The organism is Rheinheimera sp. UJ63, assembly GCF_021568285.1.
Lineage (GTDB): Bacteria > Pseudomonadota > Gammaproteobacteria > Enterobacterales > Alteromonadaceae > Alishewanella > Alishewanella maricola.
Map to the genome: position 1 here is coordinate 896,764 of NZ_JAKGTQ010000001.1, position 14,645 is coordinate 911,408.

Annotated in this window: 16 protein-coding genes; 9 read left to right on the forward strand and 7 right to left on the reverse strand. The window is 46.3% G+C overall.

The genetic code is table 11. The features are described from left to right. Nucleotides 1–55: 55 nt before the first annotated feature. Entirely contained in the window at nucleotides 56–733 is a 678-nt protein-coding gene (locus L1N97_RS04205) for a DUF599 domain-containing protein (RefSeq protein ID WP_229584771.1), read from the reverse strand. Nucleotides 734–833: 100 nt separating this feature from the next. Next, nucleotides 834–1,286, reverse strand: a complete 453-nt coding sequence (locus L1N97_RS04210; RefSeq protein WP_229584770.1) for a thioesterase family protein — start codon at nucleotides 1,284–1,286, stop codon at nucleotides 834–836. A 130-nt stretch (nucleotides 1,287–1,416) separates the two neighbouring features. Between L1N97_RS04210 and recQ the strand changes: the two genes are divergently transcribed. The 3 genes from recQ to L1N97_RS04225 all read left to right on the forward strand — a co-directional run bounded on the left by recQ (nucleotide 1,417) and on the right by L1N97_RS04225 (nucleotide 5,177). After that, entirely contained in the window at nucleotides 1,417–3,228 is a 1,812-nt protein-coding gene (gene recQ, locus L1N97_RS04215; RefSeq protein WP_229584769.1) for a DNA helicase RecQ, read from the forward strand. Nucleotides 3,229–3,266: 38 nt separating this feature from the next. After that, complete coding sequence (locus L1N97_RS04220; protein ID WP_236128911.1) at nucleotides 3,267–4,460, forward strand: 7TM-DISM domain-containing protein; 1,194 nt, start codon at nucleotides 3,267–3,269, stop codon at nucleotides 4,458–4,460. Between the two features lie 111 nt (nucleotides 4,461–4,571). Next, nucleotides 4,572–5,177, forward strand: a complete 606-nt coding sequence (locus L1N97_RS04225; RefSeq protein ID WP_229584767.1) for a YkgJ family cysteine cluster protein — start codon at nucleotides 4,572–4,574, stop codon at nucleotides 5,175–5,177. A gap of 49 nt (nucleotides 5,178–5,226) precedes the next feature. Here the strand turns inward: L1N97_RS04225 and L1N97_RS04230 are convergent, their stop codons facing one another. Together L1N97_RS04230 and L1N97_RS04235 are read right to left on the reverse strand one after the other, a co-directional pair. Beyond that, nucleotides 5,227–6,246, reverse strand: a complete 1,020-nt coding sequence (locus L1N97_RS04230) for a zinc-binding alcohol dehydrogenase family protein (RefSeq protein ID WP_229584766.1) — start codon at nucleotides 6,244–6,246, stop codon at nucleotides 5,227–5,229. Between the two features lie 37 nt (nucleotides 6,247–6,283). Continuing rightward, on the reverse strand, nucleotides 6,284–7,273 hold the full coding sequence (locus tag L1N97_RS04235) for a DUF4862 family protein (protein ID WP_236128912.1): 990 nt from the start codon (nucleotides 7,271–7,273) through the stop codon (nucleotides 6,284–6,286). A gap of 159 nt (nucleotides 7,274–7,432) precedes the next feature. On the opposite strand from L1N97_RS04235, the gene L1N97_RS04240 reads away from it, so the two are divergent. Beyond that, nucleotides 7,433–8,119, forward strand: a complete 687-nt coding sequence (locus L1N97_RS04240) for a thiol:disulfide interchange protein DsbA/DsbL (protein ID WP_236128913.1) — start codon at nucleotides 7,433–7,435, stop codon at nucleotides 8,117–8,119. Between the two features lie 18 nt (nucleotides 8,120–8,137). Here the strand turns inward: L1N97_RS04240 and L1N97_RS04245 are convergent, their stop codons facing one another. Then, nucleotides 8,138–8,446, reverse strand: coding sequence for a hypothetical protein (locus tag L1N97_RS04245; RefSeq protein ID WP_226752182.1), 309 nt, complete (start codon nucleotides 8,444–8,446; stop codon nucleotides 8,138–8,140). A gap of 127 nt (nucleotides 8,447–8,573) precedes the next feature. Here L1N97_RS04245 and L1N97_RS04250 point away from each other — a divergent pair, with 127 nt between their 5' ends. From L1N97_RS04250 to L1N97_RS04260, 3 genes are all read left to right on the forward strand, one after another. Next, a complete protein-coding gene (locus tag L1N97_RS04250) occupies nucleotides 8,574–8,807 on the forward strand; it encodes a hypothetical protein (RefSeq protein ID WP_236128914.1) in 234 nt (77 codons plus the stop codon). Nucleotides 8,808–8,901: 94 nt separating this feature from the next. Next, the gene (locus L1N97_RS04255) at nucleotides 8,902–9,609 is read left to right on the forward strand and encodes an AraC family transcriptional regulator (protein WP_236128915.1); all 708 of its coding nucleotides are present in this window, start codon (nucleotides 8,902–8,904) and stop codon (nucleotides 9,607–9,609) included. Nucleotides 9,610–9,716: 107 nt separating this feature from the next. Next, nucleotides 9,717–10,628 (forward strand): DMT family transporter, encoded by a 912-nt coding sequence (locus L1N97_RS04260; protein ID WP_236129172.1) that lies wholly within the window; start codon nucleotides 9,717–9,719, stop codon nucleotides 10,626–10,628. Nucleotides 10,629–10,878: 250 nt separating this feature from the next. Here L1N97_RS04260 and L1N97_RS04265 read toward each other — a convergent pair whose 3' ends face one another. Further along, the gene (locus L1N97_RS04265) at nucleotides 10,879–11,148 is read right to left on the reverse strand and encodes a hypothetical protein (protein WP_236128916.1); all 270 of its coding nucleotides are present in this window, start codon (nucleotides 11,146–11,148) and stop codon (nucleotides 10,879–10,881) included. Nucleotides 11,149–11,687: 539 nt separating this feature from the next. Here L1N97_RS04265 and L1N97_RS04270 point away from each other — a divergent pair. Continuing rightward, entirely contained in the window at nucleotides 11,688–12,092 is a 405-nt protein-coding gene (locus L1N97_RS04270; RefSeq protein WP_236128917.1) for a ribonuclease domain-containing protein, read from the forward strand. Beyond that, nucleotides 12,089–12,442, forward strand: a complete 354-nt coding sequence (locus L1N97_RS04275; protein WP_236128918.1) for a barstar family protein — start codon at nucleotides 12,089–12,091, stop codon at nucleotides 12,440–12,442. Before L1N97_RS04270 ends, L1N97_RS04275 begins: the two co-directional genes overlap by 4 nt. A 1,020-nt stretch (nucleotides 12,443–13,462) precedes the next feature. On the opposite strand, the gene L1N97_RS04280 is transcribed toward L1N97_RS04275, so the two are convergent. Beyond that, nucleotides 13,463–14,644 carry an NAD(P)/FAD-dependent oxidoreductase gene (locus L1N97_RS04280; RefSeq protein ID WP_236128919.1) on the reverse strand — a complete coding sequence of 394 codons (1,182 nt, stop codon included), beginning with the start codon at nucleotides 14,642–14,644 and terminating at the stop codon, nucleotides 13,463–13,465. Nucleotide 14,645: the final 1 nt, after the last annotated feature.

The following is a 14,645-nucleotide window of genomic DNA, read 5'->3' on the forward strand; positions in this document are numbered from 1 at the left end:
TAATCACACGCCACCGCTTATTTACGTGATAAGCGATGGCGTTTGCTTTAACCCCTTAGCACTGCTGCAGGGCTTTTAATACCTTAGAATGAAACTCTCGGTGTTTTAAGATCAATACCACCACCACAGTTGCTCCCATAAACAAACTGCTATCAATAAACCAGGTAAGTGCCGCTAGCGAAAAATAGATGGCGCGCAAACCATAGTTAAACGAGTGGTTGGCTTGATCAATCACCTTGGCCGTGCGGCTGGTATACAAATCTTGTTCTTCTGTCGCCATCTCGCGACCATCTGGCGCTGCACCAATTAATACCCCACAAAAACCGTATTGGCGTAATGACCAGGTAAATTGGAAAAAGGCGAACACATAAATCAACGCTAACAACAAAATCTTAATTTGAATTTGTGTTTCGGTTTGCGCGCTCCACGGGATCAACCCGCTCAGCATAGTGTTTAAGCGTTCACTCGATGTCAGCACCGTTAGCAAACCGGCCATAATTAACAAACAACTTGAAGCAAAAAAGGTCACGTTGCGCTCAAGGGTAGAAATCAGCCCGACATCCGCCATCTTATTGTCACGCCGTAACATCTGCTGCATCCAATGGTTTCGCTTCCGGCGCAGCTCAAATGACAAACAACTCACCACTTTCGCGCGGCGTTTCGCGTAGAGGGTGTAGCCTCCCCAAGCTAAACTAAACCAAACTAAGGCGATAATATCTAATAAGCTCAGCACTTGACGCTCCTACCTGTTTTAACTTTGTGCATAATATAACGAAAGCGCAGTGTGCCTTAAGACTGTTTTATTACGACTTATGCGTAAACAAACTTTGCAACTACCCCACCAGATAAGTACCGGTACCCAACGCGATATGAATACCCAGCTCGTTATGCAATTCCATACGACAAACTGCCACTTTATTGCCCGCACGGATCACTCTGGCGCTAGCAATAAACACGTTGCCACGGCCCGGCCTTAAGTAATCGGTGCGAATATCAATAGTACTCATTTTACCGAAACGTTCGTGCAACTGCTCTGGCGCAACTTGCTGCACGCGACCTAAGGCACTGGATACGGCCATCAGCCCCCCCGCCACATCCAGTACCGAAGCAATCACGCCGCCATGCAAAATTTGCTGTAGCGGGTTGCCAATAAGTTGCTCTGCCCAATTAAAGCGCACTTCAGCCACTTCCTCATCAAAGCGGGTTACGGTTAAACCGATAAGTTTATTAAAGGGCATTTCATTGAAAACGCCAGCAATGTAAGGCACCAGTTGTTCAGGAGTCATGTCATCGTCTTATTTTTATGGATTTTTGTCAGTGTACTGCCTCTGTTGTTCACTGCAAAGCCTGCTGGGGTATAACTTTGTGGCATTTCTGCTTACAATACGCCTCTTTTTTACCGGAGATCGACACCGCGTGCTTGAGCAAATGCTACCCGCCCTAAAACAAACCTTTGGTTATGACACCTGGCGTGAAGGTCAGGCTGAAATTATTGGTGCGGCGATGCAACAACGTGATTGCTTTGTATTACTGCCAACCGGTGGTGGTAAATCACTTTGTTATCAATTACCTGCTCTACACCTACCTAAAGTGACGTTAGTCGTTTCGCCGTTAATGTCTCTGATGAAAGATCAGGTTGATGCGTTAAAAGCCAATGGTATTGCGGCCGAGTTTATCAATAGCAGTTTAAGCCGCGACGCCGTGCAAGAGGTCTTTACGCAGCTGTACGACGGCCGTTTGAAATTATTGTATGTCGCCCCCGAACGCTTGTTGCAACCCAATTTCATTGCTCGTTTACAAGAAGTAGGGGTGAGCTTATTTGCTATTGACGAAGCGCACTGTATTTCGCAGTGGGGCCATGATTTCCGCCCTGACTACATGGCTTTAGCCCAATTAAAACAGCGTTTTCCTGATACTCCGGTGATGGCCTTAACCGCCACCGCTGATCCCGGCACTCAGCAAGATATCTTGCAACAACTCGATCTAAACAACCCACTGATTTATCGCGGCAGTTTTGATCGCCCGAATATTCGTTACACGGTACAAGAGAAGTTTCGGCCATTAGAACAACTGCTGGCTTATCTGAAACAACAAGAGAATAACAGCGGCATTATTTACTGCAGTTCGCGGCGAAAAGTAGATGAACTCACCGCGCAATTAGCCGAGCGGGGCTTTCGCGTGGCCGCTTATCATGCAGGTTATGACGCAACCCAACGTGACCAGGTACAAGACGCCTTTAAACGTGATGATATCAGTATTATTGTGGCTACCGTGGCCTTTGGCATGGGTGTTAATAAACCGAATATTCGCTTTGTGGTGCATTTTGAACTCCCCCGCACTATTGAAGCTTATTACCAAGAAACGGGGCGCGCAGGACGAGATGGCGTGGCGGCAGAAGCACTGCTGTTATTTGATCCGGCTGATATCGCCAGAATGAAACGCTGGTTAGAAGCCGAAGACAACCCGCAACGCGCAGAAGTGGCGTGGCAGCGCTTTCAATCAATGGCCGCTTTTGCCGAAGCGCAAACCTGCCGCCGACTGGTGTTATTAAATTACTTTGGCGAAGCACGGCAACAACCCTGTGGCAACTGTGATATTTGCTTAAACCCGCCACAGCAATTTGATGGCACCCAAACTGCGCAACAGGCGTTGTCTTGTGTTTATCGGGTAGGCCAAAACTATGGCCTGCACCATGTGATTGAAGTGCTACGTGGCAGTCAAAATCATAAAATTCAGGAACTTGGGCACGACAAACTCTCTACCTGGGGCCTAGGTAAACAACTCAGCCATGATTATTGGTTAAGTATTTTTCGACAACTCATTCACTTTGGCTTGTTACAGCAAGATATTACTCAGCATTCGGTATTACGTTTATTGCCCGCGGCACGCCCAGTGCTGCGAGGTGAACACCCACTGCAACTGGCGGTGCCTCGCCTTCAAGCTAGCAGTAAAACGCCGGCGAAGCTTGGCCAACAAAAACATGACAAGGTATTATTTGCTCGCCTGCGAACACTGCGCAAAGCCATCGCAGAGCGCGATGACGTACCGCCTTTTGTGGTATTTAGCGACGCAACGCTGATTGATATGTGCCACAAACTGCCCACCGATAACGCCGCCATGCTGGCGGTATCAGGGGTGGGTTTTACGAAGCTAAGTCGTTACGGCAAAGAATTTATGACCGAAATTGGGGATTATCTGGCTGATAGCCGTAACCCTCTGCTAGAGTAGTAAGCACATATCCTATTTTTTAACCTGAGGTTCACAGTTTGTCACGTTTTCTGACCTTAGCCCGCATCGCCTTGTTATGCTTAAGCCTATGTAGCAGCGTTCATGCTGCCGGCACCTTGGATATTATTCAGCAACAACCGCATCGGTTAACCGAGCTACAGTATCAAATCACCGATGTGTCACTGTCGGCCAATGAACTGGTCGCCGACCCCGCGTTGTTCCATAACTTTTCCGCGCTAACTCCCCAACAAAATACCCTTAGGATCACCGCGCAACAAGCCGTTTGGCTGTTAGCCAAAATTAAAAACCCGTACCCTGAACCATGGGATGCGGTGCTGAGCTATCATTTTCTCGCCGTCGACAAAGTCAGTTTTTATAAAGTCGCAACCGATATCCCTAGCGTGCAATTTCTGGGGCGTAGCGGTAGCGCATTTCCATTTAGTGAGCGGCCTTTACCGCTCTACAGCTTTTCACAACCGCTGCGCTTTGACATTGCAGAGCAAGTCAGTGTGTTAATTAAGCTAGAAGATGCCGCCATGATAGGTACCGAATTAAGCATTTCTTCGCTTGCATCGCTGCTCGAAGCAAGCCATCAGCAGTTACAATATGACAGTATGATTAATGGCGCCCTGCTGTTACTGGCCTTACTAGCACTGTGCCGGGGTGTACAGCAACATCAACCGGCACTGTATGCCTTAGCGGGGTTTTATCTGGCCTTTTTATTAGTGCTAAGTACGCTTAATGGCCAAGCCTTTAGTCGCTTATGGCCATTACATCCGGAAATGAACGCGGTATTTATTTACATTAGTGTTGGGGCGAGCTTAGCTTGCTTAAGCTTGTTTGCCCGTTTTAGTTTACTGCGGCAAAGTTCAGGCTATGGTTTATGGCTGAATAGCGGCAGTTTCTTGCTGGCCTTGTTGCTATTATTTAGCCCGTTATTTGCCTCGGGCCCCATGAAGCTTAAACTCTTGTTTATCTGTATGACCTTAGTGTTAAGTATCACGTTGTTGCAGGCATTATTTATTAGTTTGACCACGCAGATCCGCTACACGCCACGGTTTTCCTTACTTGCTGTTGCGGCTACCTTGCAGTTATTACTACTGCAACTTAACTACATGGCCAATTTCGTGCAGTGGCTAAACACTAGCTTATTGTTTGTTTTGGCCATCTCCACTTTTTTATTACTGCATATTCCCAAAGCACGATTACAGTTTGCCCGACGTGATCTTTGACTATATTTTCAACTACCTCTTGCAGACAGAGGCCATAGCACCCTAGAATGGCGCCGCGGCAAATCGCCGTTTCTATCGACTATTCTTTAGTTATTTCGTTCGGAGTCTTAAATGCAACGACTGCGTGAGTTATCGCGTCGTGTTGAGGCTGTGTATGGCGAAATGGCGGACACATTTTCCAGTTATCAGCAAGACAGCGGTTTAAGCTGTCGTAGTAGCTGTGGTGAGTGCTGCACTCAACCCACTATTGAAGCGACCGTGCTAGAAATGTTACCGCTGGCATTACACCTGTTTGATCAGGGTAAAGCCGAGCAAACACTGACACAACTCGAAGAGTTACCAGAAGTTTCTGGTTGCTTTTTTTACCAGCGGCTATCGTTTGATGGCAAGCAAGGGCAATGCACTGTATATCAGCAGCGGCCTAGTATTTGCCGCGTTTTTGGTGCGGCAGGATACCGTGACAAAATGGGCAAAACCTCACTTTCGGTATGTAAAACGATCAAAAGTGATAAAGCAGAAAAGTACCAACAACACCTGATTATGCTGACTGAGCATCCGCCACCGATGATGATGTCAGCCAAAGAGCAGGTCAACGAGCTAGATTATGAATTGGGTAATAAGCATTATCCGATCAATCAGGCCTTGTTATTGGCGCTAGAAAAAGTGCTATTTAAATCCTATTACAGTAGTTTTAGTACTGATTTACAAATAGCCTAATGCCCTAATGCAGACCTGACAAAGCTTTGTGCTGTGTCGGGTCTGACGTTTAAAACCCCGCTAGAACAATCTTACCCATGGCTTTACCGCTTTCTAATAGGGCATGCGCTTTACGTAAGTTAGCCGCGTTGATGGTGCCAAACTGCTGCTGCAATGTGCTTTTGACTTGGCCTTGTTCAATCAGCTTGGCGAGATCGGTTAATATCTGATGTTGTACCTGCATATCGGCAGTAGCAAATAACGACCGGGTAAACATAAACTCCCAATGCAGAGAAATACTTTTTTGCTTCAACGGCATAATATCCAAACCACCGACCGGATCGTCAATCAATGCGAGCTTGCCCTGTGGTGCTAGCGCCTTTACTAATTCAGCATAATGCGCATCAGTGTGAGTTAAACTCGCCACATGGCTGACGGCATCAATACCCAGCGCCTGCAACTGCGCTAACAACGGCTTACTGTGATCAATTACATAGTGCGCGCCCATCTCTCGCACCCAGGCTTGCGTTTCTGCTCTGGAAGCCGTCGCGACAATCGTTACCGTGGTTAATTGCCGCGCCAGTTGCAACAATACTGAACCGACACCACCGGCAGCCCCAACCACCAGTAACACCGGTTTCGGATGCTTTAAGCTAGGCGTAGCAATATCTAGGCGGTCAAACAACATTTCCCAGGCCGTTAGTGCCGTTAAGGGTAAAGCTGCCGCTTCTGCATAACTGAGGTTCGCCGGCATTTTGCCGACAATACGTTCATCCACCAGCTGAAATTCTGCATTTGAGCCTGAGCGCTGCAGTGCACCGGCGTAATAAACTTTATCGCCCGGCACAAAATGCTGCACTTTTTCGCCAACAGCAACAACCTCACCCGCTGCGTCCCAGCCTAAAATTTTATATTCGCCGGCTGGCGGTGTGACACGTTGCCGAATTTTTGTATCAACCGGATTAACCGAGATCGCAGCGATCTTCACCAACACATCATGGCCGCTGGCCACCGGTTGCGGTACTTCAATATCCAATAATGCTGCCGCATCGCTAATTGCTAGTGAGTGTTGATAGCCAATCGCTTTCATATATCCCTCTGCTTTATATCAAATTGAGTAACTGAAATCAGTGTGCCAAGCTTAAGCGACAAAGCGCCACCTGCCGTTGCAGCATACCAAGCTGTGCCCGCAAATAATTCAGCCGTAAGGTTAAATCGGCGCTGTGTGGGCGAATGCCTATTTTTAAACCCAGCACCGCTAAATTAACCCCTTGGCAAGCTTGTAAGGTGTCTGCCACTGCTTGCTCGGTTAACCAAGAACCCGGCTCACCAAACGCCACTAATTCATTCGTTTGTGCCGGCTGATGGCTGTCTCGCCAAGCGCCATATTCGGTGGCTTGATCAGAAATACCCGAGAACATCACGCCCGCGAGCAAGCCCTGGGCTTTGGCTGCGACGATATGCTGTAAGGCGCCGTCGGGCTGCCGAGTTTCTAACACTGAACGGCCCCAGTTAATCACAACACCTAGCGGAAGCTCTGGCGCTTGGGTGGCATTCAGTTCAGATAACACGCTTAACTCATCGGTTAAACTTAAAAACCCTTTAGACGGCGCATGGCTGTCGATTAAGGCATCACAATGCTCTACCAGCAAACGCGCACCGTGCCAATCCCAACTTAACAAGGTTTGCATCGATGTTTTAAACGCCGCGGCCGAACCAGCACAGTTATGCCGTGCCGGCGCGCTATGGAGCATAATAGCAGTCACGGCTTGCCGTTTCAGATGGGTATTCAACTTAGCAATGGCATGATTCGCTTGGCGCATAAAGGCAATCGCGGCTTCGCGCCCGGCTTCATCCGTAGATGCCAAGCCAAATGTAGGTAAGGTGGCTAAAGCGTTCATCACGCCAGGAATAGTGGTAAAAACAAAATCCCACTTAGTATCAATATGCTGCAAAAACCACTGATCATCCTGCGCATGCAAACTGCCTAAAAAAGGGTGCTCTAAGCCACGAACCGATTCTAAGCTTTTTAACTGTTGATAATAAGCAGCTTCAAGTTGGGGATCCCAACCCGATACATTAGGAGAGGCGGCATAAGCCCCTAAATAAAACGACATGGCTTGAAACCTGTGTAAGAAAAAAATCTATCATACCGTGTCTTGTTAAAAAACGGCAGCCCCAGCCTAGCGGTAAAGCCTAGCGATTGTGCTGCTGCGCTAAAGTGATTACACTCGATACTCGCATCTGTGGTGTTTATAACCTGATTAGGAATCTTTATGACGTTTTTTCGCCGAACCTTACTCCTTAGCTCCGCTTTCTTAATGATCAGCGCCTGTTCACCTGAGCCAAGCAGTAATACTCCGACAACGGCCGTGGAACAAGCGGCTCCTGCTGCCCCCAGTCGCGTGTTTACCGAAGGTAGCCACTACACTGTTTTAGCCAACCCGGTACTTGAAGCCGCGCATCAGCGCTACATTACTGAATACTTTTGGCTTGGTTGCCCGCATTGTCAAAACTTTGAACCGACCTTACGCAATTATCTGCAAGCCAATCCGGATGTGGTGTTGGTACGCAAGCACCCCGCCCTAGGTGAGCGTTGGGCTTTTGATGCGAGTGTGTTTTATGCTTTGCAACAAAGCGGCAATGAGCAGTTAGTTGAACCATTGTTTGAACTGTATCGGCAAACACGGGAACAACAAAACACCATGCCCGATACCAAAGCGATTAATGCGTTTATGGAGCAGCATGGGCTCGATCCAAAGCAATTAACTGAACTGGCGCAATCGCCAGCCGTACGCCAAGCGATGGAGCAAGCCAACCGCGAAATGCTCGATAACCGCATTCAAGGCGTACCCAGTGTGGTGGTTAAAGGTAAGTATCTGGTGAATGGTGATTTACCGGAAGATGTGAAAACCGCTGAAGATTATTATGAGCTGTTAAATTACCTGCAAAACAAACCCTAAATGTGCAGCGGGCCAGCCTTAACTCTCTGGCCCGCTTAACGTAAACACCAAATGTTTGCGCATATCTTTTAGCACTACGCCCTTTTTCAACAATAAGCCACTGAGCTTTTTTTGCCACGGCAATAACACTGCCTGCGCCGCATCTAACGCCGCCTGCTCTACAAATTGCAAACGCACTAATAGCGAGCTGGGGAACACATTGTATTCCATGCTAAACCAACATTGTTGCACACCGGCTAATTGCTGCATGGCTTGCTGTTCCAGCGTGGTGACAACGTCCATGACTAACGCTTGTTGTTTCTTTTGCACACTCGACAGCTTTTTCATGGTTAAACCTAATCCTTTTTGTATATTGAGCCGCGATTCAGCCGCTGCGCCATGCTTATTGCATTTGACAACAGGTTAAGCTCCCGATCTTTGCACAAAGTGCATCAGACCGCAAAGACAACCCGCCATGCTACGCTTGGTGGCGGCAGATAAGCCTGTTAAAGAGTATTTTTTCGGCAGCGCTATCGTGAAATGGCAGGATGGTAGTCATCACATTGTCGCTGTTGTCGAGAGACTTTCTTTTGCGTCGCCAAAAGAAAGTATGCAACGAAAATGCGATCCCACTTCCGCTCGAAAGCGCTCTGAGGGGAATAAAATCCAAAGCGGTATTTGTTTTGCTGAAAAGCATCTTTGTATCTGAAGCGGAATTTTATCAAAGTTAAGATTTACCTCACTTTGAGCAATCAGGAATCACATGCATAATAACTCAATCTGTTTTCCAATAACCTGAGTTTATGCCTGATATTTTATCGATACGCAGCTACAGTACCAAACCTGTTGATCATTCACATGACTATTATCAGCTGGTACTTCCGTTACGGGGAAGTATTGCGATTAAAGTGGGAAACTTTAACGGCAAAGTAGCGGTTGGCGAATGTGTGATCGTTAGGAAGCATGAAAATCATCTTTTTACAGCGCCCCCTGAAGCGCGGTTTGTTGTTGCTGATATGAGCTGCCTCCCAGTAAAAATTGATTCTTTTGACGGAGTGGTATTTGCGATTAATAAAACGCTGTCGTGCTATTTGCTGTTCATTGAAGAGCAATTACAGCAACAGTTAAACTTACAACTTGAACAATCTATGTTTCATACTTTTTATTTGTTGCTGTCTGAACAAACGTTGATGCCGAAGCTGGATGCTCGTATCGCTAACGCAATTCACTTTATACAAATGCATGTTCAACAAGTGCTTAGCATAGAGCAACTAGCGCAAGTGGCGTGTTTAAGCAGTACTCAGTTTAAAGTTTTATTTAAAAAGTACACCGGCATGACGGTGATGAACTTCGTCAGTAAAGTGCGTATGGAGAAAGCGCAAGCTTTGCTACGACATACTGATTATCCAATTAATATTATTGGCGAAAAAGTTGGCTACCCAGAACAGGCTGCATTTAGCCGCAAATTTTCAAAACACTTTGGCCTTCCTCCAACACGATTTAAATCATAACTTCCGTCTTCATCGATATAAAAACCGTCCTTTTGGTAAAAAGCTAATTGTATTCCCCTTGTAATATACACCTAAGTCATTATTAGTGTTATGGGGTAAAAGTGGCAATGGCAAGTGCGCGTTTTCACAGTGTTCTAGCGGTAATAGTGGCGAGTTTTTTGTGGGGAACTACCGGAACCGTTGCTCATTTTTCTCCCGATATTAGCCCATTAGCGATTGGCGCTTTTGCCATGGGCGGAGGCGGCGTACTTCTTTGTATTTTAGCGAGAAAAGAGCTAGATAAGAATTTACCTTTAATGAGAAAAATGCCAATTGTGCTTATCGGCGGTGGTTTGTGCGTGGCCTTGTACCCATTAGCCTTTTATACTGCAATGCGCTGGTCAGGTGTTGCCATTGGCACTGTCGTATCAATTGCAAGCGCACCACTTTTCTCTGCAATATTAGAGCGTCTTTTTTGCAAAAAGAATGTATCGGCGAGATGGTGCGTCAGTTTTGTCATTGGCGCAAGCGGCGTTGTATTGCTTAGTATGGGAAAGTCAGCTGATGGCTACTTACCGATTGATGTTAGCTTGCAGCGGCTAGGTATTATGCTTGGTTTGGTAGCAGGCTTAACGTATGCAGCCTACTCTTTGCTGGTAAAGCATATGATCAACAAAGGAGTAAGCTCAACATCTTCAATGGCGGGGATATTTGGTATTGCGGCTACATTGCTTCTACCGTCCCTATTTTTTACCGGTGAAAACTTGTTCCGCACGCCTGAAAATACTTTGGTTGTACTATATATGGCATTCGTGCCGATGTTTTTAGGTTATTTATTGTTCGGGTTTGGGCTTAAGTCAGTTGAAGTAAGTTCAGCTACTCTAATTACCTTGATTGAACCGCTCGTTGCAACGCTTTTAGCCGTTTGGATTGTAGGAGAGGTATTTACGTTTAAAGGTTGGCTGGGAATGCTGTTGGTTTGTGTATGTATTGTTATTCAGTCTGTAAACTTTAGAACTGCAGTGCGCAGTGAGTATTGAAATAAAATGTTCATCTGACTTCAATAGTGGCGAATTCAGGAATGTTATTGCGATTGCTATCACGGGTAAATTTTTATTCAGTAAAGCTCAGCGACCGCAATTCGCTTATATTGTAAATCGCCTGTACGCTAAAAACGGAAATGTTTAGGGGGCGAGACTAAGCATTCATACACTAGACATTGAACGTCTTAGGCAGGTTGTGCTGGTGTTTATTAGCCTATCGAATTGAGATCGGCTGATTCTCGTGAAACTAACAAGATACTTTCAAGTGTTTAGCTAGAAAACTATGGCTACTCATTGCGGCTTGGTATTTTTCATTATGCCTTTCCGCTAGTGTTTTTCCGAACGTGTAGCCTAGGCAAACGACAACGATAAAAATAACGACAGTTCTGTATTTTTTAATATCATGCCACATCAAAATAATCGGCATTAACGCGATAGCCCAAACACCGAAAAAAATAAAAAATGTGATCATTAAAATGATGTGCTCTAGAGCAAGTTTTTCCATAAATTTTTTCATAATTCAATTCCCTGCAAATCACGAACGAAAAGCTTTTCGGCTACAATTGCATCCACTTGTATTCATTTTAGTTCAGACACTTAACATTATAAGCACTTACAAGTTTTCTGCGAATTCAGGTAAGACTCCCCCCTGATTTTTCAATATAGTTCGTTTTTAACTTTTACTCTTATACAAGTATGTTTAACGTCATTTGGGATCAGACGCTAAACATTCATTTTGCTAACACTGCTATGCTTTGAAACCCATTACGTTGCAAGCCGAGCAAGTCGGCTCGCTTTAAGGGGAATAAAATCCAAAACAGCCTGCGCTTAGCTGCATATTACGTTTTTTACTTCAAAGTTTTTGGTCATCATTTCAGCAACTCAGACTAAGTGGCTCGTCAGTATTTTCACCTGCGGTGAGAGCTTGGCTAAACATTTACCACTGTTAAGAACAGGCAATAATATATGGGAAAGCATGAAATGAGATGAAAGTTCAGTTGTACGCATAATGAATGTCTGAGAATATTGCATTGGTTATTTAGAAAAGGATTTCACATGAAAAAGTTGCTACTGTTGTTGCTGGTGTTGGCTGGTATCTACCATTTTCAAGGTAGTGATATCAGTAAAGGCTTTGATGACGGTTTTAACAATGCTGTAGCAGAACAAAACGCCTACCCGCAATCGCATCAGTCTGCACAGGAGCGAGAGCTACAAAAAACATTACAACGGATCCGTAGTAATGGCCCTTTTCCATATGATCGCGATGGCATAACCTTTCAAAACAGAGAGCGCCTGTTGCCGTCTAAACCAAGTGGTTACTACCGGGAATATACGGTTGATACCCCAGGCCTTTCACACCGTGGTCCGCGGCGAGTTGTAACAGGTGGCAATCCACCGATAGTATATTATTACACCGAAGATCATTATCGCTCTTTTCGAACTATTTCTGGTGCTCAATGATGGAGCAAGCTTATAACCGTGGTGTTTCACTGCAGTATGCTACTGCCCCGACTAATGCTATTTGTCTTGCTCAAGACGACATCCTTAACCAACAAACAATCTTAGCCAACTTGCAGCGCTATTTTCAGTTTCCTGATTACTTCGGCGAAAATTTTGACGCCGCTTATGATCTGTTGCTGGATGTTGTTGATACCCTTACTACGCCCACCGTTTGGTGTTTTTGCACCGGCAGCCAGCCAACCATTGATAACGATGCGCTGGCTATCTGGCAGCAATTAATGCAAGACTTGATACACTATGCTGACAGCAAAGGGGTAAAGTTGCAGGTAGAGTTATTTATTGAGCCTTAAAGAACGTTACGAGTCAGATCCAATAGTTACCCTTGTCGCACTGAATTGCGGTAACAACCGGCATTTTTGTCGTTCTGGAGACTCTTCACAGTCAGCGCGCATCAGTTCAATACAGTGCTCTGGTGTAATGGTATAAATCATCATTTTGTCGTAAGCTTCGGCAAAAGCTTCGGGATCAGATACCGAGAGTCTGTGGGATCAGTCACTAGCATTAATTTTGCTAACACTGCTATGCTTTTAAACCCATTACGTTGCAAGCCGAGCAAGTTTGCACGACCAAGGTTTTAAGACGAGGGGTGTTTGAGGGAGGGGCGGTAGCGCCGAGCGAGTTACCTCGTCGCCTTGGGCGGGCAAAATTGAACGGGCTTTCGCCGCAACGTGGGTCGCCTTTTCTTTGCGAGACTTTCTTTTGGCGATGCAAAAGAAAGTCTCTCACCGCAAGGTGAAAGCTTGGCTAGAAACTCAACGCAAAGTGAAGGTTTGGTTCAGCACGCTGACAAAAAGTGTCACTTAACAATACTGCCCTGCCACCCAACCACTACTCCACGCCCATTGAAAATTATAGCACCCTAGCCAACCTAGCTTCGGGATCAGATACCGAGAGTCTGTGGGATCAGTCACTAGCATTAATTTTGCTAACACTGCTATGCTTTTAAACCCATTACGTTGCAAGCCGAGCAAGTTTGCATGACCAAGGTTTTAAGACGAGGGGTGTTTGAGTGAGGGGCGGTAGCGCCGAGCGAGTTACCTCGTCGCCTTGGGCGGGCAAAATTGATCGGGCTTTCGCCGCAACGTGGGTCGCCTTTTCTTTGCGAGACTTTCTTTTGGCGATACAAAAGAAAGTCTCTCACCGCAAGGTGACAGCTTGGCTAGAAACTAAGCAAGGTGACAGCTTGGCTAAACGCTTACCACTGGGTGGTTATGCTATAGATAACCGAACCGCAACAAACAAGTAAATAAAAACAGTTAACGCGTAGTCGCATATCAAAATCAGTTAAGCGCTACGATGAAAAGTGTCACTTAACAATACTGCCCGGCTACCCAACCACTACTCCACGCCCATTGAAAATTATAGCCCCCTAGCCAACCAGTAACATCGACTACTTCGCCGATAAAATACAAACCAGGTTGCTTTTTCGCTTCCATGGTTTTAGAGGATAACTCGTTGGTGTCAACGCCACCAAGAGTGACTTCGGCGGTGCGATACCCTTCGGTGCCATTGGGTTTAAACACATATTGCGTTAATAACTCATCGAGGCGGGCAATGCTTTTGGCGTTCAGGGCTTTTAATGGCTGGTTTTGAAACAACTGTAACTCCAGCAGCTTATCCACTAAGCGCTTGGGAATTAAGCGCGCTAAGCTGGTTTTTAACTCTTGCGCCGGATGTTGTTGTTGCTGCTCGGTTAAAAATACCGTGACATCTTGGCCGGCAGCTAAATTAACACGAAGCTCGTCACCGGGTTGCCAGTAGTTAGAAATTTGCAAAATAGCCGGGCCGCTTAAACCGCGGTGAGTAAATAGCATATCTTCGGGAAACTGAGTGTCATTAGCCTCAGCCGTAACCGGAAGCGCCACACCACTTATTTCTTCAAACACCGCTTTATCGCTGGGTTGCCACGTTAATGGCACTAAGCCCGCACGCACCGGCAACACCTTTAAACCAAACTGCTCTGCTAGCTGAAAACCAAAGGCGGTAGCACCTAGGTTCGGCAAGCTTAAGCCGCCACTGGCGATCACTAAACTGTGGCATTGCCGCACGCCTTGCGCTGTGGTGAGTTGATACTGGCCATCCACAAAACTGACCTGTTGAATATCTTGTTGTAAGCCGATTTGCACGCCTGCTTTGTCGCACTCTTGCTGCAGCATCTCGACGATGTCTTTGGCGCTGTTGTCACAAAACAACTGGCCTAGGGTTTTCTCATGGTAAGCAATACCATATTGCTGCACCAGCGCGATAAAATCCCACTGGGTATAACGGCTGAGCGCCGATTTACAAAAGTGCGGATTTTGCGATAAAAAGTTAGCGGGGCTGGCATACATATTGGTGAAATTACATCGGCCGCCACCCGACATAATAATTTTGCGACCGATGCGCTTACCATTATCCAGCACGAGGGTTTTTCGGCCGCGTTTCGCGGCTTCGATGGCACAAAATAACCCGGCGGCACCGGCGCCAATCACGATCACATCCCACTGCTGCATC